The 25,373-nt window shown below is 57.8% G+C and carries 20 protein-coding genes and 1 riboswitch; of the genes, 4 read left to right on the forward strand and 16 right to left on the reverse strand.

Annotated elements, in window-relative coordinates:
* Nucleotides 1-363 precede the first annotated feature (363 nt).
* From AA74_RS0120800 to AA74_RS1000000123170, 3 genes are read right to left on the reverse strand one after another with little or no spacing between them, the layout of a single operon-like run.
* Entirely contained in the window at nucleotides 364-849 is a 486-nt protein-coding gene (locus AA74_RS0120800) for a type VI secretion system tube protein TssD (protein ID WP_025913228.1), read from the reverse strand.
* Nucleotides 850-867: 18 nt separating this feature from the next.
* Nucleotides 868-1,194 carry a DUF1493 family protein gene (locus AA74_RS0120805; protein WP_025913229.1) on the reverse strand — a complete coding sequence of 109 codons (327 nt, stop codon included), beginning with the start codon at nucleotides 1,192-1,194 and terminating at the stop codon, nucleotides 868-870.
* Nucleotides 1,188-1,637 carry an STM2901 family protein gene (locus AA74_RS1000000123170; protein WP_071998375.1) on the reverse strand — a complete coding sequence of 150 codons (450 nt, stop codon included), beginning with the start codon at nucleotides 1,635-1,637 and terminating at the stop codon, nucleotides 1,188-1,190. The genes AA74_RS0120805 and AA74_RS1000000123170 overlap by 7 nt, the downstream gene beginning before the upstream one ends.
* Nucleotides 1,638-2,055: 418 nt before the next feature.
* A riboswitch (TPP riboswitch) is annotated at nucleotides 2,056-2,152 on the forward strand.
* A gap of 35 nt (nucleotides 2,153-2,187) precedes the next feature.
* On the opposite strand from AA74_RS1000000123170, the gene thiM reads away from it, so the two are divergent.
* From thiM to AA74_RS0120825, 3 genes are read left to right on the forward strand one after another with little or no spacing between them, the layout of a single operon-like run.
* Nucleotides 2,188-2,958, forward strand: coding sequence for a hydroxyethylthiazole kinase (gene thiM / locus AA74_RS0120815; protein ID WP_025913230.1), 771 nt, complete (start codon nucleotides 2,188-2,190; stop codon nucleotides 2,956-2,958).
* Nucleotides 2,955-3,755, forward strand: a complete 801-nt coding sequence (gene thiD, locus AA74_RS0120820; protein WP_008500874.1) for a bifunctional hydroxymethylpyrimidine kinase/phosphomethylpyrimidine kinase — start codon at nucleotides 2,955-2,957, stop codon at nucleotides 3,753-3,755. The genes thiM and thiD overlap by 4 nt, the downstream gene beginning before the upstream one ends.
* A 42-nt stretch (nucleotides 3,756-3,797) precedes the next feature.
* The gene (locus AA74_RS0120825; protein ID WP_025913231.1) at nucleotides 3,798-4,544 is read left to right on the forward strand and encodes a GntR family transcriptional regulator; all 747 of its coding nucleotides are present in this window, start codon (nucleotides 3,798-3,800) and stop codon (nucleotides 4,542-4,544) included.
* On the opposite strand, the gene AA74_RS0120830 is transcribed toward AA74_RS0120825, so the two are convergent.
* From AA74_RS0120830 to AA74_RS0120840, 3 genes are read right to left on the reverse strand one after another with little or no spacing between them, the layout of a single operon-like run.
* On the reverse strand, nucleotides 4,518-5,471 hold the full coding sequence (locus AA74_RS0120830; protein ID WP_025913232.1) for a PfkB family carbohydrate kinase: 954 nt from the start codon (nucleotides 5,469-5,471) through the stop codon (nucleotides 4,518-4,520). The two genes, AA74_RS0120825 and AA74_RS0120830, sit on opposite strands and share 27 nt — an antisense overlap.
* Nucleotides 5,468-6,472 (reverse strand): ADP-ribosylglycohydrolase family protein, encoded by a 1,005-nt coding sequence (locus tag AA74_RS0120835; protein WP_025913233.1) that lies wholly within the window; start codon nucleotides 6,470-6,472, stop codon nucleotides 5,468-5,470. The genes AA74_RS0120830 and AA74_RS0120835 overlap by 4 nt, the downstream gene beginning before the upstream one ends.
* The gene (locus tag AA74_RS0120840) at nucleotides 6,469-7,746 is read right to left on the reverse strand and encodes a nucleoside permease (RefSeq protein ID WP_025913234.1); all 1,278 of its coding nucleotides are present in this window, start codon (nucleotides 7,744-7,746) and stop codon (nucleotides 6,469-6,471) included. The genes AA74_RS0120835 and AA74_RS0120840 overlap by 4 nt, the downstream gene beginning before the upstream one ends.
* A 250-nt stretch (nucleotides 7,747-7,996) precedes the next feature.
* Between AA74_RS0120840 and fbaB the strand changes: the two genes are divergently transcribed.
* Nucleotides 7,997-9,049, forward strand: coding sequence for a class I fructose-bisphosphate aldolase (gene fbaB, locus AA74_RS0120845; RefSeq protein WP_008500869.1), 1,053 nt, complete (start codon nucleotides 7,997-7,999; stop codon nucleotides 9,047-9,049).
* 53 nt (nucleotides 9,050-9,102) lie between these two features.
* Here the strand turns inward: fbaB and yegS are convergent, their stop codons facing one another.
* The 10 genes from yegS to yegD all read right to left on the reverse strand — a co-directional run bounded on the left by yegS (nucleotide 9,103) and on the right by yegD (nucleotide 25,321).
* Nucleotides 9,103-10,002: a lipid kinase YegS gene (gene yegS, locus AA74_RS0120850; protein WP_025913236.1), complete on the reverse strand. Its 900-nt coding sequence runs from the start codon at nucleotides 10,000-10,002 to the stop codon at nucleotides 9,103-9,105.
* A gap of 114 nt (nucleotides 10,003-10,116) precedes the next feature.
* Entirely contained in the window at nucleotides 10,117-10,881 is a 765-nt protein-coding gene (locus AA74_RS0120855) for a hypothetical protein (RefSeq protein ID WP_025913237.1), read from the reverse strand.
* Between the two features lie 316 nt (nucleotides 10,882-11,197).
* A complete protein-coding gene (yegQ, locus tag AA74_RS0120860) occupies nucleotides 11,198-12,559 on the reverse strand; it encodes a tRNA 5-hydroxyuridine modification protein YegQ (RefSeq protein WP_008500866.1) in 1,362 nt (453 codons plus the stop codon).
* A gap of 168 nt (nucleotides 12,560-12,727) precedes the next feature.
* On the reverse strand, nucleotides 12,728-13,450 hold the full coding sequence (gene baeR / locus AA74_RS0120865; protein WP_008500865.1) for a two-component system response regulator BaeR: 723 nt from the start codon (nucleotides 13,448-13,450) through the stop codon (nucleotides 12,728-12,730).
* Nucleotides 13,447-14,850 (reverse strand): two-component system sensor histidine kinase BaeS, encoded by a 1,404-nt coding sequence (gene baeS, locus AA74_RS0120870; RefSeq protein ID WP_025913239.1) that lies wholly within the window; start codon nucleotides 14,848-14,850, stop codon nucleotides 13,447-13,449. Before baeS ends, baeR begins: the two co-directional genes overlap by 4 nt.
* A complete protein-coding gene (locus AA74_RS0120875) occupies nucleotides 14,847-16,262 on the reverse strand; it encodes an MFS transporter (protein ID WP_025913240.1) in 1,416 nt (471 codons plus the stop codon). The genes baeS and AA74_RS0120875 overlap by 4 nt, the downstream gene beginning before the upstream one ends.
* Nucleotides 16,263-19,340, reverse strand: coding sequence for a multidrug efflux RND transporter permease subunit MdtC (gene mdtC, locus AA74_RS0120880; RefSeq protein ID WP_025913241.1), 3,078 nt, complete (start codon nucleotides 19,338-19,340; stop codon nucleotides 16,263-16,265).
* Nucleotides 19,341-22,463, reverse strand: a complete 3,123-nt coding sequence (locus tag AA74_RS0120885) for an MdtB/MuxB family multidrug efflux RND transporter permease subunit (protein WP_025913242.1) — start codon at nucleotides 22,461-22,463, stop codon at nucleotides 19,341-19,343.
* On the reverse strand, nucleotides 22,463-23,665 hold the full coding sequence (locus AA74_RS0120890) for an MdtA/MuxA family multidrug efflux RND transporter periplasmic adaptor subunit (protein WP_025913244.1): 1,203 nt from the start codon (nucleotides 23,663-23,665) through the stop codon (nucleotides 22,463-22,465). The genes AA74_RS0120885 and AA74_RS0120890 overlap by 1 nt, the downstream gene beginning before the upstream one ends.
* A 303-nt stretch (nucleotides 23,666-23,968) precedes the next feature.
* Nucleotides 23,969-25,321: a molecular chaperone gene (gene yegD / locus AA74_RS0120895; protein ID WP_023344513.1), complete on the reverse strand. Its 1,353-nt coding sequence runs from the start codon at nucleotides 25,319-25,321 to the stop codon at nucleotides 23,969-23,971.
* Between the last annotated feature and the right edge of the window lie 52 nt (nucleotides 25,322-25,373).

Below are 25,373 nucleotides of genomic sequence, written 5' to 3' on the forward strand. Positions count from 1 at the left end.
ATTATCTGTTAAATATCAATGGTATAAGTTTTTAGTTGGTTTGATTTTATGATATGTATGAAATAAAAACTCATTAATATTTTTTAAGTTTTCTGGCGAGGAAAGATGAAAAATAGGCGAAATAGTTAATGTCAGTTAATGGATCTCTCTCTCTGTTTTATTATTGAATCCATCTTGAGTTTTGAATGAAAGCAATGCTGAGCCTAACAGTAATCCTGCAGTTTTTTGCTAAAAATATTGTTGTTGAAAACTCAAGCGAAATGTATCTAGATATAAATTTATATGACTTAGTAACAGAATTGTTATACAAAATGGAGAGTCTGAAGGAGGGGCAGGGTAGCCCCATGTGTAAAGGTTTTTTTGCTATGCTTGTTTCTTTTCGTTCCAGGCATCGGAATGCAAGATATTGCCATCTTTATAAAGGTGAGTGATTTTCTCGTAGGCTAAAGAAATATCTTCCATATGGCCTGTACCCGTAGCCGTTCGGGTATCGTGCATTACAGGACTAAAGCTAACTACTTTCACACTTTCTAGTGTAATGGTGTAGTAAATTTCCTCTTGCCCACTGTAGTTGATACGATAGAAATTAAACTCAGCGCTTTTAAGAGTCTGCCCCGTTGCAACAGCTTTAAACAGATAGGGTGATGAACTGTCAATCTCTTTAGTGAAATTGAATGAGCAATGTTGCCGGCTTCCTGTCACTTTACCTGTTAAATTGTCTGTAGGAATGATCACGCTATGCTGTAAGCCACGCAGTTCTATGCTTCCATCACGTCCATGAACGTCACAAGATCCCATGATCTGAGATCCACCATCATCTTTTAAAATCAAATGCACTGGTACAGCCATTTTTAACGCTCCTTGCTGTTAGTCGTATAACCATCTTCCTGCTTTAGCCGATTCTGCAAACATCCTTACAGTAAGAGGTTTTGAGATTTGCTTTACTGGTTTATCAGTAAACCATCTTCTAAAGAACCACGTTCTAAACCACGGATAATATTTCTGATAATTCATTGCTGACATGTCAATATTAAAAAAACTGTCGTATTTATTAATGCAATAAATTAAATCATCATCGTCTGCATAATCTTGAAGAATATCATCAAGCTCTAACGGTATCAGCTTTCCTGTGAATGTACCTGACACAGGTAACTCTTTACGGAATAGCTCTAAAACTTCCTGATCTGTTACCATATGCGATCTTTCTCGTGTGCGATGGTGTTGTAGTCACGAACGGTTTTATAAACGATTTGACTAATATCGCTCGCTACTATAGCCCAACCAACAACAGGTAATCCACGCCCTACAAAAGCGCCCAGGTTAGTAACATATTTAGGCCTAAGTGTTGTTATGCTCGCTTCTGTAAGAGTTGGAAGTCTTACAGGTAATTCAGTGTTAAGAAGTTGGCGAAGGTATTTTGATGCTATTGACGTACCCGCTGTGGTTCCGTAAGGTTTACCTCTTGTTTTTAATAATGGCAGACCCAGAATAATACAGCTCATTGAAATAACATCTTTAATTCCGCCAAATTGATCATTAACTCTATCCAGTAAAATCCAAAAAAATAACTCTCCTGCAGTGATATTGCATACGCCACGATAGAAATATGTTCCATTTAATTCTTCAACTGTATCCATCAGTAACCCTTTAGTTTCAGGTAACATGTTGATTAATCGTACTGCGTGCAAGCACAAAGGGGAAGCTGTTTTTATGAAAAAGCACTTAAAATCAAAGTGCTGTTGGCTAAATGATAAAGGTTATGTGTGCAGGCTATACATTGAGACAGTCGCATACCAGCGAATTATATAAGGGAAAGAGAAGGGAATTCATTAGCTACTGCTCAATACCATCTATTAAAATGTTAATTATTTTCTTTTCTGTGAAGGATCTTTTAGTCGTTTAATTAAAAAGACAGAGAGTAATTGGGTGTCGTTGTTCTTTCTGAGTATTCGAAGTCTTTCGCTCCTGCCTTGCGTGAAGAATCATTATCCGAAAGAGTGGGCTTGCTTGAGCAAGCAACTTCCCCTAATCTGGCAAAAAGTAAGCTAATGCTTACCAAATGACTCGGGGTGCCCTTCTTTGTGAAGGCTGAGAAATACCCGTATTACCTGATCTGGATAATGCCAGCGTAGGGAAGTCAGATGCCTTCCGGGTCATCGCTTCTTCACGCAAGGCAGGAGCGAACCCATGCAGCCTGACCTGCTCGATTTACACGTTTTACACCACTTCCGAACCCGTTCTCCGCTGACCCACTGCATGACCAATGACGTCGTACAGACCTTTACGGCCAACGTTTTGCTGGCGCTTGGCGCATCCCCGGCGATGGTGATCGAGGCCGAAGAGGCCGAGCAGTTTGCCGCGATAGCCGATGCGCTGCTGGTTAACGTTGGCACGCTGACCGCGCTGCGCGCCCAGTCGATGCGTCGTGCGATTGAAAGTGCGGTAGCGGCAGGCAAACCCTGGACGCTGGACCCGGTTGCCGTGGGCGCCCTGGCGTTCCGCACCCGGTTTTGCCATCAAATCCTTGCCCTGAAACCGGCGGCCATTCGCGGCAATGCTTCCGAAATCCTTGCCCTCGCCGGGATGAGCGCGGGCGGGCGCGGCGTCGATACGACCGATACCACCGCCAGCGCGGTGCCTGCTGCCCAGGCGCTGGCCCGGCAGATCAATACGATTGTGGTGGTCACCGGCGAGGTGGACTACATCACGGACGGGCAACGTACCCGAACGGTAACCGGCGGTGACCCGCTGATGACGCGCGTGGTGGGCACCGGGTGCGCGCTCTCTGCCGTTGTGGCGGCGAGCTGCTCGCTGCCGGGTGACCGGCTGGATAACATCGCCGCCGCCTGCGGATGGATGAAGCGGGCCGGAACGGTGGCCGTTGCGCACTCGCGCGGCCCGGGCAGTTTTGCCAGCGCGTTCCTCGACGCGCTCTACACGCTGGAGGAGCAGGCATGAAGCGGATTAACGCCCTGACCATTGCCGGCACCGATCCCAGCGGCGGCGCGGGTATCCAGGCAGACCTGAAAACCTTCTCGGCGCTGGGCGCGTACGGCTGCTCGGTCATCACCGCGCTGGTGGCGCAAAACACGTGCGGCGTGCAGTCGGTCTACCGCATCGAGCCAGATTTTGTTGCCGCGCAGCTGGATTCGGTGTTCAGCGACGTGCGTATTGATACCACCAAGATCGGCATGCTGGCCGAAACGGACATTGTGGAAGCGGTGGCCGAACGGCTTAAGCGCTATCAGGTGCAAAACGTGGTGCTGGATACCGTCATGCTGGCAAAAAGCGGCGATCCGCTGCTCTCCGCCTCCGCCGTCGAGACGCTGCGCAATAAGCTGCTGCCGCAGGTAGCGCTCATCACGCCCAATCTTCCGGAAGCCGCCGCGCTGTTGGGCGCGCCGCACGCGCAAACGGAACGGGAAATGAAAGAGCAGGGCAATGCGCTGCTAGCGATGGGCTGCGGGGCGGTGCTGATGAAGGGCGGGCATCTTGATGATCCGGAAAGTCCGGACTGGCTCTTTACCCGCGACGGCGAAGTACGCTTTACCGCGCCGCGCGTGCAGACCAAAAATACCCACGGCACGGGCTGTACGCTCTCGGCCGCGCTGGCGGCGCTGCGCCCACGTCATGAAAGCTGGGCCGATACGGTTAGCGAAGCAAAAGCCTGGCTCTCGGCGGCGCTGGCAAAAGCCGATACTCTGGAAGTCGGTCACGGTATTGGGCCGGTACACCATTTTCATGCATGGTGGTAAGCCGTATACTGGCAGGATACATCACGCCTGAGAAAAACAGAGATGGAACAAGCGCATACCCGGTTAATCGCTCAACTGAATGAACGGATCGCCGCGCCCGACAACACGCCGCTGTACCTGAAGTTTGCCGAAACGGTAAAAAACGCGGTGCGCAGCGGGGTGCTGGAGCACGGGAATATTTTGCCCGGCGAGCGCGATCTGAGCCAGTTGACCGGGGTGTCGCGCATTACCGTGCGTAAAGCGATGCAGGCGCTGGAAGAAGAGGGCGTGGTGACGCGCGCCCGTGGCTATGGCACGCAAATCAACAATATCTTCGAATATTCGCTGAAAGAGGCGCGCGGTTTTTCCCAGCAGGTGGTGCTGCGCGGCAAGAAGCCGAATACGCTCTGGGTCAACAAGCGGGTGGTGAAGTGTCCGGAAGAGGTGGCCAACCACCTGTCGATCTCCCCGGACAGCGAGGTCTTTATGCTCAAGCGTATTCGCTATGTCGATGACGATGCGGTGTCGATTGAAGAGTCCTGGGTCCCCGTCGGGTTAATTCCCGACCCGGATGCGATTGGCATTTCGCTCTATGACTACTTCCGCAGTCAGAATATCTTCCCGCAGCGCACCCGCTCAAGGGTGAGCGCCCGCATGCCCGACAGCGAGTTTCAGGCGCACATTAAGATGGACGAAAAAATACCGGTGCTGGTGATCAAGCAGGTCGCGCTTGACCAGCAGCACCGGCCGATTGAGTACAGCATCAGCTACTGTCGCAGCGATCTATACGTCTTTGTGTGCGAGGAGTAGTGCCTCGCGCGTCGGGGCGCAATCCCCGCCGCGGTGGCTGACCACCCATGACGCCACGGCATTCCCCAGCAGAACGGCATCTGCCAGTGACCAACCCGCAGCCAGCCCGGCCAGCGTGCCGCCCGCGTGGCTGTCGCCTGCACCAATGGTATCCACAACCGTAGCCGGAAACGCCGGAACAACGCCCGAGGCGTCACCGTCATACCACGTAGCACCGTCTTTATCATGGCGCACAATCAGCGCGGCGCCGAAGCGCTGCTGCCACTCCGCACCGAGGTTTTCAGCCTCTACGCCCAGTCTTTCAGCCGCGAGCCCCGCTTCCTGACGATTGAGCGACACGATTGGCCTGCAGGCCATGATTCTCTCCATCAGCGCATCAGGAACATCCGCGATGCGTGGGCCGAAATCGATAAAGGCCGTCACGTCCTGTAATCCCTCCAGCCAGCCTGTCAGCAGCTCGCCGCACGGCGAGGCCAGCTGGTAGCCGGAGAGATAAACCAGGCTGTTTTGCGGAACGTGAAGCGCATCCAGCCAGCGCTGCTGCCACTGGTTTTCCACGCCGCTAAAGGACATAAAGGTGCGCTCGCCGTCAGGCTCCACCAGCGCCAGACACCAGCCGTTGTCGCCGGTTTCAGCCTCTACGGCGCTGTGCAGATCCTGCTTCGCCATGGCGTTGCGGATAATATCCGCCCACACGCCATGGCCGACGGGAAGGGCATTTTGCGCGGCGATCCCGAGGCGTTTCAGGGCGATGGCAATGTTCAGCGCGCAGCCGCCAATATTCACGCCCTGCTGCTTAAGTTCGATATCGCACCCGCGCCAGGGCAGGGCGTAGGCGTCGGCGATGACGTCAATCACCGCGGCGCCCAGCACCGTCACCGGGCGCGTGGCGTGCAGATTTTCGAGACGTTGGGCAAATGCCTTCATACGCCCTCCCTTTGCTCCCTGAAGTGCAGCAGTTTCTCGCAATAATGGCCGAAGTTAAGCTGGTTGACGGCGTCGAGTTCGGCTTTGAGCGCCGGATCAATCGCCTGCACGCCGTGGAGCGCGCCGCAGATGGCCGTCGCCATGGCGCCAATAGTGTCCGTATCACCGCCCAGATTGGCGCATAAGATGGCGCAGCGGTTCGGGTCGGTTCCTGCCAGTTCCACCATCGCAATGGCCGCCGGAACGGACTCAATGGTGCTGGTTCCCGCGCCAATCAGCTGATAAACCTGCTCGCTGGCGGACTCAATACCGTTGGCTTCCCGTACGGTCTTAAGCGCCAGCTCAATACGTGCCGCCAGCGACGCGCTGAAGGTGGTGGTTTTCATCTCCTGCGCATAGCGGGCGATCCCCGGCAGGGCATCAACGATGTTCTGCCAGCTTTCGCCGTCGATGGCGCGGGAAACCGCCCAGGCCATCACCACCGCGCCGGCAATCGCGAGGTCCGATTTATGGGTCGGGCTGGAGGCCTGCGCCACCTGTTCAACAAAGTGTTCCAGCCGCGTCGCCGGAAGGAGACAGCCCAACGGGGAGGCGCGCATCGCCGCCCCGTTGGTCACGCCGTTGTTTTCTAGCGCGCTGACCGGTTTCCCGTCACGAATCGCATTCAGCGCGATTTTGGAAGTGGGGCCAAGCACGTTCTTGTTGAACGCGTCGAAATCGAGCGCCCAGTTCAGGATATGCTTGCCGATAACGTCTGCGTTAATCTCCCCGTCGCACTCGATAATCGCATCGGCCAGGCACAGCGCCATTGAGGTATCGTCGGTGAACTCTGCCTGCCCGAAATAGCAGGCCGCGTTATTTTCTGCCGGGCCGGGTAAAAAGCGGTCGATCCAGCCGAAGTGCGCCTTGACGCGCTTTCTCGGCCACAGTTCCGACGGCATGCCCATCGCATCCCCTAATGCCTGCCCGTAAAGGGCACCGAGAATACGTTCTTGTTTCATTTAACTTCCCCTTGTGTCAGCGCGGCATCGCCATCAACCACCGCAATTGCAGCGATCTCTTTGTCCGATTCGCGGAAAAACAGCATAAACAGTACGGCAATCACGGCAATCATGATTGCGCCAAATGTCCACATTCCGGCCCAGTTGAAGGTCAGCCCATTCACCGGCTCTTTGTAGGCGAACATTTTTTCCATCATCACGCCGCCCAGGCGGTAACCCAGCAGGCTACCAAAGCCCTGACAGCAGAGCGTAATCAGGCCCTGCGCGGCGGTGCGCATATGCACCGGCGCTTTTTTATCCACGTAGATATACGCGGTGACGTAGTAGAAGTCGTAGCTCACGCCGTGCAGCAGAATGCCGAGAAACAGCAGGGCGTAGGTGAAGTATTGTTCCGCACCGCCGTAAATGAAGAACCCGTAGCGGATGGCGGCGGTAATCAGACCCAGCAGTAAGACCTTCTTAATACCAAAGCGTTTGGTAAAGAACGGCAGCGCCAGCATAAAGAAGATTTCAGAGAACTGGCCGAGCGTCATCCAGCCGGTGGCGTTTTTCATCCCCACTTCAGTGAGATAGCCGTTGGCGAAAATGTAGTAGAAGGCCAGCGGCATGGCGAACAGGAACGAGCAGAAAAAGAACACGAGGAAGTTTTTGTCGCGCAGCAGGATCAGCGCGTCCAGCCCCAGCATCACTTTGAAGTCCAGCTTGCCGGTACTTTTTGGCGGTGTGTTCGGCAGGAAGAGGGCAAACACGCCGAGCAGGGCGGAGCTGGCGGCGGTCATCAGCAGGGGAATATTGGTATCGGAGATATCGCTATAGCCCAGCATCTGCGGCAGGAAGCCGCACGCCAGCCCGGAGGCGATCCAGCCGATCGTACCCATCACGCGGATGCGCGGAAAATCGGCCTCGACGTCGTCCACGTTGGCGAAGGCAATGCTGTTGGTCAGCGCGATGGTGGGCATATAGGTCAGGGAGTAAACCAGCAGCAGCGGGAAGAAGGTGCTGAACTGGGTTTGCTGTGCCGCGAAGTACATCAGAATCGCGCCGGCAAACATCAGCACCGCCAGTACTTTCTGCGCGGCGAAGAAGCGGTCCGTCAGCGAGCCGACCAGAATTGGGGAGAGGATAGCGGCAATGGCGGTACAGGCATAAGACCAGCCGATTTCCCCGGCGGTAAAACCGCTTTTGCTCAGCCACAGCCACAGCGGCACAAACCACGCGCCCCAGATAAACCATTCAACAAACATCATGAATGACAGTTGGACTTTCGTTTTCATTTTTTAATCCTGCATGTCAGAGAGGGTACGCCTTTAACATACCATTCAATAATACCTTTTAAATACCTTTGTGGCGATTGTTTGATCAATGTAACAGTTTTGTTGTACATGAATCGAGCCAGCAGATTGTGCTGAAAAAAATTGCAAAGGGTGGAAAATCTGTTAAGTCGGTACCAGGCTTAGTCTGCCCATAAAAGATGGGACTGGATAAACGCACACCGACATGACGTCGAACTTACGGGAGTATCACATGACTGATATTGCGCAGTTGCTTGGCAAAGACGCCGACAGCCTTTTACAGCATCGTTGTATGACCATTCCAGCCGACCAGCTTTACCTGCCTGGTCATGACTACGTTGACCGCGTGATGGTCGATAACAACCGTCCGCCTGCCGTGCTAAGAAATATGCAGACGCTCTATAACACCGGGCGGCTCGGCGGCACCGGATATCTCTCTATTCTGCCGGTAGACCAGGGCGTTGAGCACTCGGCGGGCGCCTCCTTCGCGGCGAATCCGCTCTATTTCGATCCGAAGAACATTGTTGAGCTGGCAATTGAAGCGGGCTGTAACTGCGTGGCGTCCACCTACGGCGTGCTGGCCTCCGTCTCGCGTCGCTATGCCCACCGCATTCCGTTCCTCGTGAAGCTGAACCACAATGAAACCCTGAGCTACCCCACCGAATATGACCAGACGCTCTATGCCAGCGTCGAGCAGGCGTTCAATATGGGGGCGGTTGCCGTTGGGGCGACCATCTATTTCGGCTCAGAACAGTCTCGTCGTCAGATTGAAGAGATCTCTGCGGCGTTTGAGCGTGCGCACGAGCTGGGTATGGTGACCGTGCTGTGGGCGTACCTGCGCAACTCGGCGTTCAAAAAAGACGGCGTGGATTACCACGTGTCGGCCGATCTTACCGGCCAGGCGAACCATCTGGCGGCGACCATCGGCGCGGATATCGTGAAGCAGAAAATGGCCGAGAATAATGGCGGATATAAAGCAGTGAACTTTGGTTACACCGATGACCGCGTTTACAGCAAGCTGACCAGCGATAACCCGATCGACCTGGTGCGCTACCAGCTGGCGAACTGCTACATGGGCCGCGCAGGGCTGATTAACTCCGGTGGCGCGGCGGGCGGCGATACTGACCTGTCAGACGCGGTGCGTACGGCGGTTATCAACAAACGCGCGGGCGGCATGGGGCTGATCCTTGGCCGTAAGGCGTTTAAGAAATCGATGGCTGACGGCGTGAAGCTGATCAATGCGGTTCAGGACGTCTATCTGGACAGCAAAGTCACGATTGCCTGACCTGAGGGCGAAGCGTAGGCCGGGTAAGGCGTAGCCGCCACCCGGCAATACCATCAGCGCAAAAGCACACAGTCTGGCGGCAACCGACACTGCAGCGCGCCGGGCAACACCTCAATGCGGAACTGCGTCCCGCTGAGCGGTTCCCCGTCGAGGTTAAAGGTCATCCCGTGCGGGGCATTTACCTCAAACCATGCGGATTTCCCGTCAATGATATTCGGACTCTCTTCCGGCTGCGTCAGCGTGGTAAACAGCGCGGGCAGCAGGCCGTCACCCGTGAAAATCCGCAGCTGTAGCTGACCGTCATTGATCAGCGCCTCCGGGCACAGCTGCTGCCCGCCGCCGGCCTGACGACCATTACCGATGCCAATCACCAGCGCGTCGCCCTGCCACTGAAAATTCTCGCCGCGAATTTCGCAGCGGTCAGGCTTGAGGGTATCTATGCGCATCAGACCGTGGATCAGATACGACACGCCGCCCAGCGCCGCCTTGAGTTTTTCCGGCGTTTCGCTGGTGATGCGCGTGCCGAACCCGCCGGTGGCCATATTGATAAAGCAGGTTTTGTCATTCACCTGCGCAATATCTACCGCGGTCGCTTTACCGAGGATCGCCAGCTGAAGCGCTTTCTCTAACGCCTCGGGGATCCCGGCGCTGGTGGCAAAATCATTGGCGGTGCCGAGCGGTAAAATACCCATCACCGGGCGGTCTGCCGGGGGCAGGTCGATCAGCGCTGACGCGATCTCATTGATGGTGCCATCGCCGCCGCCGGAAATGATGGTCTCAACGCCAAGCCCGAGGGCTTCATTGATATAGCGTGCCGCGTCGCCTTTTTCCCATGTTACTCTTACGTGGATGCGCGCGCCGTCGTCACGCAAACCCTGAATGGCCTGACGCAGCAGATCGTTGCCTGCACTTTTGCCGTTGAGAATCAATAAACTGTCTGGATAGGTTGCCATCCGCGCTGCTCCCTTTTTTAGCGTTAGTAAGAGTGTATAGCAGAGAGGGGGAAAGCGGGTAAGAACAGGATGAATCTTGTGCGTACCCTGTGTTTTAAACTGTTCACTTACTCGCTATTTAATACCTTTTAAATCACAAACGATTTTATTTAATTTAACGAAGTTAGTAAAACCTACTATTATCAACCCACCTATTGTACTCAGTGCGACTATGAGTCCAGCGAGGATTTTTTTGCCGTTTGATTCAGATTGGATTGCGTCCTGCAACTCATTTCGTAGGTCAATGTCATTAGTAGTGATATAAATACATGCATCTTTAAGATGCTGAACGGATGTTACATCTTTGATGATTTTAAGGCATTCAAATTTGTTCCAAGAGTTATTATTCTTTTTATCATATACTCGGTATTTAGAAATATATAATTTTTCGCTATTGCTGACATTGTATGTGACATAACCTGCTTTCATGTATGGTGCATCGTAGAGGATGCCACAGGCGGTAAAAATGAACAAAACACCAAAAAATATTGTGCTAAAAGACTCCAGACGCATCGTTCTCTTGACGCCCACCGCGCCAAACCACCCGGTAAAACGCAATGTTGAACGTTCAATTTTTCCTTCGTTTAAAGCCCTAGATATTAATTTTGCATCGTCAGCAGAGGCAACTCTCACACCGTTTTTTAATCTGAATAATTGTTGGTTGTAAAGTTTTTCATCATACTCGACATATTCTTTATCAGAGTATTTAATGCGGAATAATTTTAAAATCATCCCAGTAAAGAAACTGATGCTAGGTAGCTTCATAAAAAATAATATCGCCAAAAATAATGCTATATAAATTTTGTAGTCACCAAGTGTTTCAAAAATATAGTTGCTCATCTCTCAGGTTCCTTTTTGATAAGTTCAATTAAAAAGCGTCAGTCATTTCACATGATTTCATATCTGGAGTATCAAACCACTTCTGATGTACGGGAGCGCTTTTGTGTCTGCAGCGCACCTGATGCGCAGGAGAGACCTGCGATACAAAAAAATAAGCCCGCGTAAGGGAGATTACGCAGGCTAAGGAGGTGGTTCCTGGTACAGCTAGCATTTATGGGTTATGTTTTTCAGCGGGGGGATAATACCCGTATTGAACGAAGCGGTATGTGATCCGATTCTAAGAATTATCCCAGCGCGAAAAAATTTCCCTGATTGACTATTTGCCGTGTGGGTTCCGGGTGCTTTCACCGTTGAAGTTACGCATCAGCAGTGCGAACTTCAGCTCCACTTCTTCCGGAACCGGCAGCCAGACGGTATGGCCGTCACCCGGCGCGACCTCAATCGCTTCGCCTTTGCCGTTTTCCAGATGCTCCAGCGTGAAGTTCATGTTGCCCTGCGGGGTCATCAGCTCCAGGCTGTCGCCTTTGGTAAACTTGTTTTTCACCGCCACGGCCGCCAGCGCGCCTTTGCGCTCGCCGGTGAAGTCTCCGACAAACTGCTGGCGCTCGGATACGGAGTAGCCGTGCTCGTAGTTCTGGTAGTCGTCGTGGGTATGACGGCGCAGGAAGCCTTCGGTATAGCCGCGATGCGCCAGACCTTCCAGAGTTTCCAGCAGGCTGGTATCGAACGGTTTACCGGCGGCCGCATCGTCGATGGCTTTACGATACACCTGTGCGGTACGCGCGCAGTAGTAATAGGATTTGGTGCGCCCTTCAATCTTCAGGGAGTGCACGCCCATCTGGGTCAGGCGCTCAACATGGGCGATGGCGCGCAGATCCTTCGAGTTCATGATGTAGGTGCCATGCTCGTCTTCAAAGGCGGTCATGTACTCGCCCGGACGTTTGGCTTCTTCAATCATAAACACGCTGTCGGTTGGCGCGCCGATGCCCAGCGTTGGCTCGACGTTAGTCACCGGGATCGGCTCATGCTTGTGGACGATGTTGCCGATGTCGTCCTCTTTGCCTTCCTGGACGTTATATTCCCAGCGGCAGGCGTTGGTGCAAGTGCCCTGGTTCGGGTCGCGCTTGTTGATATAGCCGGAGAGCAGGCAGCGGCCGGAGTAGGCCATGCACAGCGCGCCGTGAACGAAGATTTCAATTTCCATATCCGGCACCTGGGTGCGGATCTCTTCGATCTCTTCCAGCGAAAGCTCGCGGGACAGGATGACGCGGGTCAGCCCCATCTGCTTCCAGAATTTCACCGTCGCCCAGTTGACGGCGTTAGCCTGTACGGAGAGGTGGATATCCATCTCCGGGAAGTTCTCCCGAACCAGCATGATTAAACCCGGGTCCGACATGATCAGCGCGTCCGGCCCCATATCCACCACCGGCTTCAGGTCACGGATGAACGTTTTCAGCTTGGCGTTGTGCGGCGCGATGTTGACCACCACGTAGAATTTTTTACCCAGAGCGTGCGCCTCGTTGATGCCGAGCTGCAGGTTCTCGTGGTTGAATTCGTTGTTACGCACGCGCAGCGAGTAGCGCGGCTGGCCCGCATACACGGCGTCGGCGCCATAGGCGAAAGCGTAACGCATATTTTGCAGCGTTCCCGCCGGGGAAAGGAGTTCCGGTTTAAACATGTTTGTTCTCGTTCTGATGACAGGTCAGATCCGCATGCACCAAGTGCAGCGGTAAGGGGAGATCCCCCACATTAAGGGCGGGCATTGTAGCGCTGCGGGACAGGGAGGTAAAGTTATTGTGCCGGGTGGCGGTTTCGCCTTACCCGGCCTGGATTGACCAGCGGCTAACTAGGCAATCCTGCACGCATCCGCTTCCCAGCGATACCCAACGCCATACACCGCGCGGATAAACGACTGCTCGGCGTCCAGCGCCTCCAGCTTGCGGCGCAGGTTTTTGATGTGGCTGTCGATGGTGCGGTCAGTCACCACGCGGTAATCGTCGTACAGGTGGTTCAGCAGCTGTTCGCGGGAGAAGACTTTTCCCGGCTCGTGGGAGAGGGTTTTCAGCAGGCGGAACTCCGCAGGCGTCAGGTCCAGCAGCTTGCCGCGCCAGCTCGCCTGGAAGCGGCTTTCATCCACAATCAGCGGACTTTCGGCGTCCAGCACCTGAAGCTCGCGCTGCGGCCTGCAGCGGCGCAGAATGGTTTTCACGCGGGCGACCACTTCACGCGGGCTGTAAGGTTTGCAGATATAATCGTCCGCGCCGATTTCGAGCCCCAGCAGGCGGTCAATCTCTTCAATTTTGGCGGTGACCATGACGATCGGTACGTCGGAGAAGCGGCGAATTTCCCGGCACAGGGTCAGGCCATCAACGCCAGGCAGCATTAAATCCAGCAGGATCAGATCCGGCGGAGTCTGGCGCACGTACGGCAGCACCTGGTCGCCGTGGCCGATCAGTGACGGGGCATAGCTGGCCGCGCGTAAATAGTCGATCAGCAGCTGTCCCAGCTTGGGTTCGTCTTCGACGATCAAAATGCGCGGCGTGTTTTCGTCAATCGGTAACTCGGTCATACTTCTCTCGATAAATCCCGTTCCAGAGGTAACTCTACTGTAATGCTAACCCCGCCAAAAGGCGAATGGGCGGCGCGGATCGTGCCATTATGCGCCTCGACGATGTTAACGCAAATCGCCAGCCCCAGGCCGGAGCCGCCGCTGGCGCGGTTGCGGGAGCCTTCGGTACGGTAAAAGCGCTCGAACAGTTTTTCCAGCTGCGCGTCCTGCACGCCGGGGGCGGAATCGGCGAAGGTAAGGGCGAAGCGCCCGTTGTCCTGTCTGCCGGAAATCAGCAGCCCGCCGCCGCTGTCGGTGTAGCGCAGGCTGTTTTCCAGCAGGTTGTTGAACAGCTGCATCAGCCGATCTTTGTCGCCAAACACCACCGCGCTGTCCGGCAGGGAGAGGTCGATTTTCAGGTTGCGGCTGGCAAAGCGCTCGCGGAAGGCACCGCTCGCCACTTCCAGCACGTTAATGACGTCTACGGGCGCCTTCTGGTAGGCCAGCGCGCCTTCGTCGGACATGGAGAGCTGGTGGAGATCGTCCACCAGCTTGGTGAGCGTGCCCACCTCCGCCTGCAGGGAAGCCACCGATTCGGGCGTAAACTGGCGCACGCCGTCCTGAATGGCTTCGAGCTCGCCGCGCAGCACCGCCAGCGGCGTACGCAGCTCGTGTGAAATGTCGGCCATAAAGTCGCGGCGCATCTGCTGGTTCTTCTCCAGGGTGCTGGCGAGCTGGTTAAAGTCCTGCGCCAGCTTGCCCAGTTCGTCCTGGCTGCGGGTATCGACGCGGGTGGTGAAATCCCCCGCGGCCAGCTTGTGCGTGCCCTCCACCAGGCGTTTCACCGGGGCGAGCAGGCCGCGCGCCAGCGGGAAGGTGGCGAGCGCGGCGAGCAGCGTGGAGAGGGCGACAATCAGCCAGCTTGTGCGACGCTGCTGGCGGTCAAAGTTAATGTCGGTGTTGCGCGTCAGGCGCTCCACCGGCGAGGCGATAACCCAGCCGACGGTCGCGTTATTCACTTTAATCGCCCGACGGGTGCCGTCCGGCGGTATCGGCGCGCGCGGGCCAACCAGGGGGCGCATGTCCTGGTCGATCACCCAGAACTGGGTGCGCCAGCCGTGCGGCGGCATGCCCGGGCCCGGACGGTCGTCACCGGTATCGTGCTCCAGCGAGCGCAGGATCTGGAAAATAAAGCGGTCGTTATTGCGCAGAAAACGCCAGTTGCCGTGCTGGGCGTACTGTTCACTCAGCGCATCGCTTAAGCCCTGCAAACGCTGCTCATTGCCATGCTTGATGTAATCAATAAAGCCGCGCTCAAAGCTGACCCGCACCGCCCAGTGCATGGTGATCAGCAAAACGATACAGGTGGCAAAAATCGCCAGAAAGAGCTTGCCGGTAATACCCGGACGCCAGAATTTCATGAGCCACTCCTTTTGCCGCGCCTAATCACGACGTTCTTGCTGGTATCATCCGGCACGCGGGCGAAGATGAACGCGGGCAGGGCGATGATGACCGCCATGCTGAGGTAGGTATACATAAAGACCTGATGCGCCACCGGCGTGTCGACGCTGAGATGGTGCTGGCCGTACATGCCGAGCAGCAACCCCGCGATCGTCACGCCCACGCTCATGGAGAGCTGCATAATCATCGACAGCAGGCTGTTGCCGCTGCTCGCCAGATCGTCCGGCAGGTCCTTCAGCGTCAGGGTATTCATCGACGAGAAGCGCATGGAGTTGATGATCCCCTGGCAGAACAGCACCAGCGGCAGGACGTAGTACCAGCCCATCAGCGCCACGGCCATAAACAGCAGGCTGACCAGCGCCAGCCCCAGCGTGGCGGCCACCAGCACGTGACGGTAGCCAAAGCGGTTCACCACCTGCACCACCATGCGCTTCATCCCCATGCTGCCGAGCACCATTGGGATCATCATCAGGCCCGCGTGGAATGGCGAAAAGCCCATGCCAATTTGCAGAAAAACGGGCGTCATAAACGGCAGCATGCCGCTGCCGACGCGTCCGGCAAAGCTGCCGAACAGCCCGAGACGGTAGGTAGGGTTTTTAAACAAGTTCAGGCTGAACAGCGCCTGGTCATTCCCACGAGCAAGCCACAAATACCCTGCAATGGTGGAAATGCCGATAACCACCAGCAACCCGAGCATCAGGGTCGAAATTCCCAGCCCCTTTTGCCCGTCGAGTGCCAGGGTAAGCGTGGCCATGCCCGCCGCCAGCAGAATAAAGCCGAAGAAATCAAAGCGCCGGGTCTGCATTTTGTAGTTCGGCATCAGCGCCAGGGTGGCCATCGCGCCGATGATGCCTACCGGGAGATTGATTAAGAAGATCCAGTGCCAGGAGGCGTACTCCACCAGCATACCGCCCAGCGCAGGCCCAAGCAGCGGCCCCACCTGGCCGGGCAGGGTGACAAAGGTCATCGCCGCCATGTACTGCTCGCGCGGTACAATCTTCATCACCGTTAGTCGCCCAACGGGCACCATCATCGCCCCGCCGATGCCCTGCAGCACGCGCGCCATGACCAGCTGGTCGAGGGTGTTGGCCTGCGCGCAAAATAGCGAGCCGGTGGTAAACAGCACGATGGCGGTAAAGAAGATATTCCGCACGCCGACCTTATCGGCCAGCCAGCCGCTGGCGGGCAGCATCACGGCAACCGTCAGCACGTAGGAGACAATCACCATGTGCATATGCAGCGGGCTCTCCCCGAGGCTTTTCGCCATCGAGGGGAGGGCGGTGTTGACGATGGTCGTATCCAGCGACTGCATAAAGAAGCCGAAGGCGACTATCCATAATTGCCAGCGAACGTTGCTGGGAAGCTCTGTCATTTATCCTGTCACCGTAGTTCTGTTTTTACGCGAAAAGCGCAGCCGCAGGCGGTCGAAGAACAGATAGACCACCGGCGTGGTGTACAGCGTCAGCAGCTGGCTCATCACCAGGCCGCCGACAATGGTGATCCCCAGCGGCTGGCGCAGCTCTGAGCCGTCGCCGCCCGAGATCACCAGCGGCAGCGCGCCAAACAGCGCCGCCAGGGTGGTCATCATGATCGGACGGAAGCGCAGCAGGCAGGCCTGGAAGATGGCCTCTTGCGGCGAGAGGTCGCCGTTGCGCTGGGCGTCCAGCGCGAAGTCCACCATCATGATGGCGTTTTTCTTCACGATGCCGATCAGCAGCATGATCCCGATGAGCGCGATAAGGCTGAACGGCGCGCCGAACAGCTCCAGCGCCAGCAGTGCCCCCACGCCCGCCGACGGCAGCGTCGAGAGGATGGTCAGCGGGTGCACGTAGCTCTCATACAGCACGCCCAGCACAATATAGACCGTGGCGATGGCGGCCAGAATTAAAATCACCTGCGAGTTCATCGTCTCCTGGAATACCTGCGCGGTCCCGGCGAAGCTGCCGCGCACGGTGGACGGCACGCCAAGCTGGGTCATCGCGCGGTTGATTGCATCGCTGGCCTCAGACAGTGACGAACCGGCGGGCAGGTTAAAGGAGATGGTCGACGCCGCCGACAGCCCTTGGTGGTTCACCGACAGCGGCGCGTTGGCGGGCTGCCAGCTGGCAAAGTACGAGAGCGGAATCGCCTTGCCGTCGTTGTTAATCACAAACATTTTGTCCAGGGCGCTGATGTCCTGGGTGTAGCGCGGATCGACCTCCATCACCACCTTATACTGGTTCATCGGCTGGTAGATGGTGGAAATCTCGCGCTGGCCGAAGGCGTTATTCAGCAGGCTGTTGGCGGCTTCAACGTTGATGCCCAGCCGCGACATGGTTTCACGGTCATAGGTCAGGGCCATCTCGGCGCCGTTGTCCTGCTGATCGGAGTTCACGTCCGCCAGTTGGGGCAGGGCGGCCAGCGCCTTGCGGATCTTCGGCTCCCACTCGCGCAGGGCGGCTAAGTCGTCCGAGAGTAACGTGTACTGATAGCTGGCGTTCGCCTGTCGCCCACCGACGCGGATATCCTGAACGGCCATCAAAAACAGGTTGGCTCCGGGCTCTTTGGCGAGCTTCACCCGCAGGCGGTCAATCACCTGCTGGGCGGTTTCGTTGCGCTCGCCGCGCGGTTTGAGGGTAATAAACATCATCCCGCTATTGACGCGCGACCCGCCGGTAAAGCCAGTGACGTTATCCACGGCTTTGTCTTCCCGAATGATCTTCATAAAGTCCTGCAGCTTGCCGCGCATCGCCTGGAAGGAAATGCTCTGGTCCGCCTGAATGCCGCCCATCAGCACGCCGGTATCCTGCTCCGGGAAGAAGGTTTTCGGGATGGAAATATACAGCCACACGTTGAGCACGATGGTGCCGATCAGCACCAGGCCGACCAGCCTTGTGTGGTTCAGCACCCACTTCAGCGATTTGCCGTAGCCCTCCTGCATTGCCATCAGCACGCGGCCAAAGCCTTTGCGGCGCGGCTGCGAGTGCGGCTTGCTGCGCTTGAGCATCCAGCCGCACATCATTGGCGTCAGCGTCAGCGAGATAATCAGCGAGATGCCGATAGCCACCGAAAGGGTGACGGCAAATTCGCGCAGCAGCCTGCCCGGCAGCCCGCCCATCAGCAGCAGCGGCAGGAAGACCGCCACCAGCGACAGGCTCATGGAGAGTACCGTAAAGCCCACCTCGCGCGTGCCCTGCAGCGCGGCCTGCAGCGGTTTCACGCCCGCTTCCAGATGGCGGGAAATGTTTTCCAGCACCACGATGGCGTCATCCACCACGAAGCCGGTGGCAATCGTCAGGGCCATCAGCGACAGGTTGTTGAGGCTAAACCCGCACAGATACATGGCGGCAAAGGTACCGATCAGCGAGACCGGCACGGCCACCGCCGGGATCAGCGTCGCGCGGCCGGAGCGCAGGAACAGGAAGACCACCAGGATCACCAGCGCGACGGAGATCACCAGCGTTTGCTCCACCTCTTCCAGCGAGGCGCGAATGGTCGGGGAGCGATCCTGGGCAATTTGCAGATCGATTGCTGCCGGGATGGTCTCCTGCAGCTCCGGGAGACGGGCGCGAATGCTGTTCACTGTCTCGATAATGTTCGCTTCCGGCAGCTTGCGGATCATCAGCAGAATCGCCGGCTTGGCGTTGGTCATCCCGGCGTTGCGTACGTCCTGCACCGAGTCGGTGACGCTGGCCACGTCGCTTAAGCGCACCGCCGCGCCGTTGTTATAGTGAATAATGAGCGGCTGATATTCCGCCGCGGTTTTCAGCTCGTCGTTGGTGTGGATCTGCCAGCGGTGGCTGTTGTCCTCAATCGCCCCCTGCGGTTTGCGCACGTTGGCGTTGCTGATGGCGGAGCGCACGTCATCCAGCGACACGCCCTGGTTAAACAGCGCCTGCGGGTTTAACCCCACGCGCACCGCGGGCAGGGAACTCCCGCCGACGCTCACGTCCCCGACGCCGTTAATTTGAGAGATGGTCTGCGCCAGCTGGGTGGACGCAAAGTCGTACAGCTGCCCCTGCGAGTAGGTATCCGAGGTCAGCGTCAGGATCATGATCGGCGCATCGGACGGGTTGGCCTTGCGGTAGGTCGGGCGGCTCGGCATTCCGCTCGGCAGCAGGCTCTGTGCGGCGTTGATGGCCGCCTGCACGTCGCGCGCCGCGCCGTTGATATCCCGGTCGAAGCTGAATTCCAGAATAATGCGCGTGCTGCCCAGCGAGCTGCTGGAGGTCATCTCGTTGACCCCCGCAATCCGCCCGAGCGAACGCTCCAGCGGCGTGGCAACGGACGAGGCCATGGTTTCCGGCGAGGCGCCCGGCAGCGAGGCGCTGACCATGATCACCGGGAAGTCCACCTGCGGCAGGGGGGCCACCGGCAGCAGCCGGAAGCCCAGCACGCCGCAGAGGGTAATGGCGAGCGAGATTAAAATCGTCGCCACCGGGCGATAAATGAAGAGGGCGAAAAACTTCACTTATGCCTCCTCTTCACGTTTCGGGAAGCGGCTTTTGGTCCACAGCGCCAGGCGGTCAAACAGCAGGTAGATCACCGGCGTGGTGAACAGCGTCAGCACCTGGCTCACCAGCAGACCGCCGACCATGCCGATACCCAGCGGACGGCGCAGCTCCGCGCCGACGCCCGTGCTGAGCATCAGCGGCAGCGCGCCCAGCAGGGCGGCCAGCGTGGTCATCAGGATGGGGCGAAAACGCAGCAGGCAGGCCTGGAAAATCGCATCGCGCGGCGACATGCCCTGCTCGCGCTCGGCGGCCAGGGCGAAGTCGATCATCATGATGGCGTTTTTCTTCACGATCCCGATGAGCAGGATGATACCGATGATGGCAATCACGTCCAGCTCGCTGCCCGCCAGCATTAATGCCAGCAGTGCCCCCACGCCCGCCGTCGGCAGGGTAGAGAGGATGGTGATCGGGTGGATAAAGCTTTCGTACAGCACGCCGAGCACGATGTACATCGCCACGACCGCCGCCACGATCAGCCAGATGGTGTTGCCCAGCGCGGCCTGGAACGCCAGGGTGCTGCCCTGGAACTGGGTCTGAATATCAGCCGGGAAGCTTACCGCTTTTTCCGCCGCCTGAATGGCCTCCACCGCTTCACCCAGAGAGTAATTGTCCGGCACGTTAAAGGAGATGGTGGTGGACGGGAACTGATCCAGATGGTTAATCGACAGCGGGGTATAGCGTTCTTCCACCGTGGCAATCGCGCTCAGCGGCACAATGCCGCCGTCTTTGCTGGTCAGGCGCACCGAGTCCAGCCCCGCCAGGCCGGGCGTGTTCTCCGTGTTGTGCTCCAGCACCACGCGATACTGGTTCGCCTGGGTGTAGATGGTGGAGATCAGACGCTGACCGAAGGCGTTGTACAGGGCGTTATCCACGTCCGCCATGGTGATGCCCAGACGGCTGGCGGCGTCGCGGTTGACGTTCACATACGCCGCCAGCCCTTTGTCCTGCCAGTCGCTGCTGACGTCGGCGAGCTGCGGCAGGGTGTTAAGCTTGTCCACCAGCTGCGGCACCCAGGTGCTGAGCGCGTCCAGCGAGGTGGCCTGCAGCGTGAACTGGTACTGCGTGCGGCTGACCTGGGTATCGATGGTCAAATCCTGAATCGGCTGCAGGTAAAGCTCAACGCCCGGCACGCGGGCCACGGCGTTTTGCAGCCGCTCAATGACGGCGTTGACGCGATCGTCGCGCTCATCCAGCGGCTTAAGGTTGATCTGTAGACGCGCGCTATTCAGCGACGGATTGGTGCCGTCGACGCCCACGTAAGCGGTCAGGCTCTCTACCGCCGGATCCTTCATGATGATGTCAGATACCTGCTGCTGGCGCTGCGCCATATTGGCAAAAGAGACCGACTGTGGGGCCTGAAGCGTGCCCTGAATAATGCCGTTGTCCTGGATCGGGAAGAAGCCTTTCGGAATGAAAATCCACAGCATCACGCTGAGCGCCAGGGTTCCCAGCGCCACGCCGAGCGTGGCCCACGGGTGGTTAAGGACTTTCGCCAGCACGCGACCGTAGGCGGCAATAATGCGCTCGAACATGCGCTCGGAGGCGCGCGAGAAGCGGTTTTGCTTGCGCAGGGACTCATGGCTCAGCATGCGGGCGCACATCATCGGCGTCAGGGTCAGCGACACCACGGCGGAGATCAGAATGGCGACCGCCAGCGTCACGGCAAACTCGCGGAACAGACGCCCGACGATATCGCCCATAAACAGCAGCGGGATCAGCACCGCAATCAGCGAGAAGGTCAGCGAGATAATGGTAAAGCCGATTTCCCCTGCGCCCTTCAGCGCGGCGGCCAGCGGTTTTTCACCTTTCTCGATATAGCGCGAGATGTTCTCGATGACGACGATAGCGTCATCCACCACGAACCCGGTGGCGATGGTGAGCGCCATCAGCGTCAGGTTGTTGATCGAAAAATCGAGGAACACCATCACCGCAAAGGTGCCGACCAGCGAGAGCGGTACGGCGACGGCGGGAATAATGGTCGCCGGAACGTTGCGCAGGAACAGATAAATGATCATCACCACCAGCGCAATCGCCAGCATCAGCTCGAACTGGGTGTCGGTGACCGACGCGCGAATGTTGGTGGTACGGTCGGAAAGCACCTTCACGCTGACCGACTTCGGCAGGCTTTCGATCAGCTGCGGCAGCATGGTGCGGATGCTGTCGGCGGTTTCGATGATGTTTGCGCCCGGCTGGCGCTGCACGTTCATCACGATCGCCTGCTGCTTGTTGGCCCAGGCCCCCAGCCAGCTGTTTTCCGCGCCTTGTTCTACGGTCGCCACGTCGCCCAGACGCACCGGCGCGCCGTTCTGGTAGGCGATAATCAGCTGACGATATTCGTCGGCGGACTGCATCTGGTCGTTCGCCGAGAGCGTGACGGCGCGGGTTGGGCCGTCCAGCGAGCCCTTCGCCGAGTTGACGTTGGCATTGCTGATGGCGCTGCGGATGGTTTCGCTGGTGAGGCCCAGCGCGGCGATGGCCTGCGCGTTAAGCTTAACGCGCACCGCCGGGCGTTGTCCGCCCGCCAGGGTGACGAGGCCGACGCCGGAGACCTGAGAAATTTTCTGCGCCACGCGCGTTTCGACCATGTCTTCGACCTGGGTCATTGGCATGGCGGAGGACGTGACGGCCAGCGTCATGATCGGCGGATCCGCCGGGTTCACCTTGCTGTAGACCGGCGGGTTAGGCAGGTCTGACGGCAGCAGGTTGGTGGCGGCGTTGATGGCGGCCTGCACCTCCTGCTCGGCGACGTCCAGCGACAGCGTCAGCTGGAACTGCAGCGTCACGACGGATGCCCCGCCGGAGCTCTGGGAGGACATCTGTTTTAGCCCCGACATCTGGCCGAACTGACGCTCCAGCGGGGCGGTGATGGCGGACGTCACGACATCCGGGCTGGCGCCGGGATAGAGCGTCACCACCTGAATGGTGGGATAGTCCACCTCGGGCAGCGCCGAGACGGGCAGAAAGCGATAGCCGATAATCCCGGCGAGCAGGATCGCCACCATCAGCAGCGTGGTGGCGACAGGACGGAGGATAAACAGGCGTGACGGCCCACCTGTGGAGCCCGGCGGCAGCACCTGCATCAGGAGGTCGCTCCCTGTTTCGCCGGTTCCACCACTTCCACTTTGGCCCCTTCGGTCAGACGGTCAATGCCGTCGGTGACCACGCGGTCGCCTGCGGAAAGCCCGGCGCTGATGACCACCGTCTGGCTGTCCTGAATACCGGTTTTTACCAGGTGCTTGCTGACCTTATTGTCGCTGTTAAGCACCCAGACAAAGTTTCCTTCATTCCCCATCTGCAGCGCGGCGGTAGGGATCACCACCGCGTTTTCTTCGGTGGCGACCAGCATGCGCGCATTGACGAACTGGTTCGGGAAGAGGGCATCGTCCTGGTTATTAAAGCGCGCCTTCAGCTTGATGGTGCCGGTGGTGGTGTCGATCTGGTTATCCAGACTGAGCAGGGACCCTTCACTCAGCTTCTGCTTGTTGCTGCGGTCCCAGGCTTCCACCACCAGGCCTTTACCGGCTTTTTGCGCCTGCATGACGGTCGCGATATCGCTTTCCGGCAGGGTAAAGACTAAATCAATCGGGTGGGTCTGGGTGATCACCACGATGCCCGTGGTGTCGCCGCTGGAGATTTGGTTGCCGATATCGACCTGCTTCAGGCCGACGCGTCCGTCAATCGGCGCGGTGATGCGGCTCCAGTCCAGCTGCAGCTGGGCGCTGGCCACGGCGGCTTCGTCCGCTTTGATCGTGCCCTGCGTTTCACTGACCAGCGACTGCTGGGTATCAAGCTCCTGACGGGACACCAGGTTTGTTTTCACCAGCTGCTGGTAGCGGGCTAAATCGCGCCGGGCGTTGGCGAGGGTCGCGTTGTCTTTCGCGAGCTGTCCCTGCACCTGGGCAAGGGCGACCTTAAACTGGCTCGGGTCGATTTCCGCCAGCAGATCGCCCGCTTTGACCTGCTGACCTTCCTGGAAGTGGATCGCGATGAGCTGGCCGTCGACGCGGCTGCGCACCGTGGCGGTGTTGGCAGCGGTAATGGTCCCGAGACCGGTGAGATAGCGAGGAACGGCTCTATTCACCGCCGTCGCCGCCTGAACCGGTGCCAGCGCGCCACCGCGCATGCCGTGACGACCTCCACCCGTTGGGCGCTGGGTCTGGCTGGTGGCGCCGGCCGGTGCGGCGGTGTTCGCGGATTGACTGTGCCAGTACCAGGCGGCGGCAAGGGCCACCACAATGATGCCAGCGGCGATTGCCCAGCGGGATTTGTTACTGCCTTTCATCGTTATACGTTCTCATCCTGAATACTTCGGGGAATGATACTAGTTTAGTCAGGCAACACAGCGGAAAAATGGAGGAAATATGGAAGACTGTCGGGAATTGTCTGAGTGTTACCTATGTTCCCGGTCTGATCTGTCACCTATGTATCCGGTCATACACTTCGCTTACCCGGCCTACAAGGTAAATGCGAACGGCAACGGATGTTGCCGTTTTTGGTGTTTTGTGGGAGAGGGCACCAGACCGCACTACAACAACACACGTTTTGTAGGCCGGGTAAGGCGAAGCCGCCACCCGGCACAACTGCACTAGCTAAACATCACCTGCGCCCAGCGCGCCAGCCCTGCGGTAACGGAGCCAAAGTCATCGCCACCCGCGATAGGTATTCCCGGCAGCTGTTCGGCCAGCGCTTTCTTGATCAGCGGTGAACGAGCGCTACCGCCGGTCAGGTAAATCACGTCCGGCTTCTCTTTGCCGTTCTCCAGCGCGAGCTGCACCTGTTCCAGAATGCGCTGCAGCGGCTGGGCAAGCGCCGTCTCCAGCCCGTCCTGCGAAATGGCAGTGGCCAGTTCGTCACTGATAAACGGCAGGGAGACCGCATGTTCAGCGCGGTCGGACAGGGCAATTTTGCTCTCTTCCGCCGTACGCACCACGCGGTAGCTCAGACGCTGACGCCACACTTTATAGAGCAGGGCGACCTTTTCGCCGTCCTGGGCATCGCGCACCAGATCGTTAAGGAAGCGGCCGTTGGCGGTGCTGTAAAAATCACTCTGCGCAGGCACGTCGTTGATGGCAATCGCGTTCCACCACGGCAGGATCGGCAGGGCGATGCCTTTTTCGGTTTGCCCCCCCATGCCGAGCAGCGGCATCAGGCTCTTGAAGGCCAGGGCGATATCCAGATCGTTACCGCCCACGCGGCAGCCGCTGTGCCCGAGCAGGCTGTTTTCACGATCGCGACGGCGATGCCACTGCGGCCCCATCAGCAGCAGCGAGCAGTCCGTCGTGCCCCCGCCGATATCCACGACCAGTACGCGCTTCTCTTCCGTCAGCGTGGCTTCGAAGTCCAGCCCTGCGGCAACCGGCTCATACTGGAATACCACGTCGCGGAAGCCGGCGCGGTGCGCCGCGCGCTCCAGGATCCCCTGCGCCTGCTGGTTGGCCTCGTCGCCGCCCAGCCCCTGGAAGTTGATCGGGCGGCCAATCACCGCCTGGGTAATCGTATCGGAGACCTGCGTCTGCGCCTGCTGGCGAATATGCAGCATCATCGCGCACACCAGGTCTTCGAACAGCGCGACCTGCTGCGGCTTCAGGCCGCTGGCGCCGAGGAAGGATTTTGGCGACTTAACGAAATAGACCTCTTCGGGGTCTTCAATGTAGTGCCCGAGCGAGGAGAGGCCGAACTGCACGCTGGAGGGCGTAACGTCGATATCTTCCTCGCGGTTAAAGCTGACCGCCCGGCGCAGCAGCGCCTGGGTCTCCGCTGCCGTGGCCGGAACCTGATGGTGGCGAAACAGCCACTCGCTCACCGCTTCACGCGTCGGTGCGCAGAGCATAGACGGCAGCAGCGTGCTCTCTTTTTCCATTTTCAGGAGCCGTGGCTGCCCGTCTTGCATAATCGCAACCGAGCAGTTTGCCGTACCGTAGTCAAATCCAATAAACACGATGAATCCCCATGCCGGTGAGAAGGGGCGAGACTTTAACGAAATGTCTGCA

Source organism: Enterobacter sp. 5-4, from assembly GCF_000612205.1.
GTDB lineage: Bacteria > Pseudomonadota > Gammaproteobacteria > Enterobacterales > Enterobacteriaceae > Enterobacter > Enterobacter roggenkampii.

Coding starts and splice junctions, on each gene's coding strand:
- thiM (WP_025913230.1), top strand. CDS start 2,188: ATGCAGCCTGACCTGCTCGATTTACACGTTTTACACCACTTCCGAACC.
- AA74_RS0120825 (WP_025913231.1), top strand. CDS start 3,798: ATGGAACAAGCGCATACCCGGTTAATCGCTCAACTGAATGAACGGATC.
- thiD (WP_008500874.1), top strand. CDS start 2,955: ATGAAGCGGATTAACGCCCTGACCATTGCCGGCACCGATCCCAGCGGC.
- AA74_RS0120835 (WP_025913233.1), bottom strand. CDS start 6,472: ATGAAACAAGAACGTATTCTCGGTGCCCTTTACGGGCAGGCATTAGGG.
- AA74_RS0120885 (WP_025913242.1), bottom strand. CDS start 22,463: ATGCAGGTGCTGCCGCCGGGCTCCACAGGTGGGCCGTCACGCCTGTTT.
- yegS (WP_025913236.1), bottom strand. CDS start 10,002: ATGGCAACCTATCCAGACAGTTTATTGATTCTCAACGGCAAAAGTGCA.
- fbaB (WP_008500869.1), top strand. CDS start 7,997: ATGACTGATATTGCGCAGTTGCTTGGCAAAGACGCCGACAGCCTTTTA.
- AA74_RS1000000123170 (WP_071998375.1), bottom strand. CDS start 1,637: ATGGATACAGTTGAAGAATTAAATGGAACATATTTCTATCGTGGCGTA.
- AA74_RS0120840 (WP_025913234.1), bottom strand. CDS start 7,746: ATGAAAACGAAAGTCCAACTGTCATTCATGATGTTTGTTGAATGGTTT.
- baeS (WP_025913239.1), bottom strand. CDS start 14,850: ATGAAATTCTGGCGTCCGGGTATTACCGGCAAGCTCTTTCTGGCGATT.
- yegQ (WP_008500866.1), bottom strand. CDS start 12,559: ATGTTTAAACCGGAACTCCTTTCCCCGGCGGGAACGCTGCAAAATATG.
- AA74_RS0120875 (WP_025913240.1), bottom strand. CDS start 16,262: ATGACAGAGCTTCCCAGCAACGTTCGCTGGCAATTATGGATAGTCGCC.
- AA74_RS0120800 (WP_025913228.1), bottom strand. CDS start 849: ATGGCTGTACCAGTGCATTTGATTTTAAAAGATGATGGTGGATCTCAG.
- AA74_RS0120855 (WP_025913237.1), bottom strand. CDS start 10,881: ATGAGCAACTATATTTTTGAAACACTTGGTGACTACAAAATTTATATA.
- AA74_RS0120805 (WP_025913229.1), bottom strand. CDS start 1,194: ATGGTAACAGATCAGGAAGTTTTAGAGCTATTCCGTAAAGAGTTACCT.
- baeR (WP_008500865.1), bottom strand. CDS start 13,450: ATGACCGAGTTACCGATTGACGAAAACACGCCGCGCATTTTGATCGTC.
- AA74_RS0120830 (WP_025913232.1), bottom strand. CDS start 5,471: ATGAAGGCATTTGCCCAACGTCTCGAAAATCTGCACGCCACGCGCCCG.
- AA74_RS0120890 (WP_025913244.1), bottom strand. CDS start 23,665: ATGAAAGGCAGTAACAAATCCCGCTGGGCAATCGCCGCTGGCATCATT.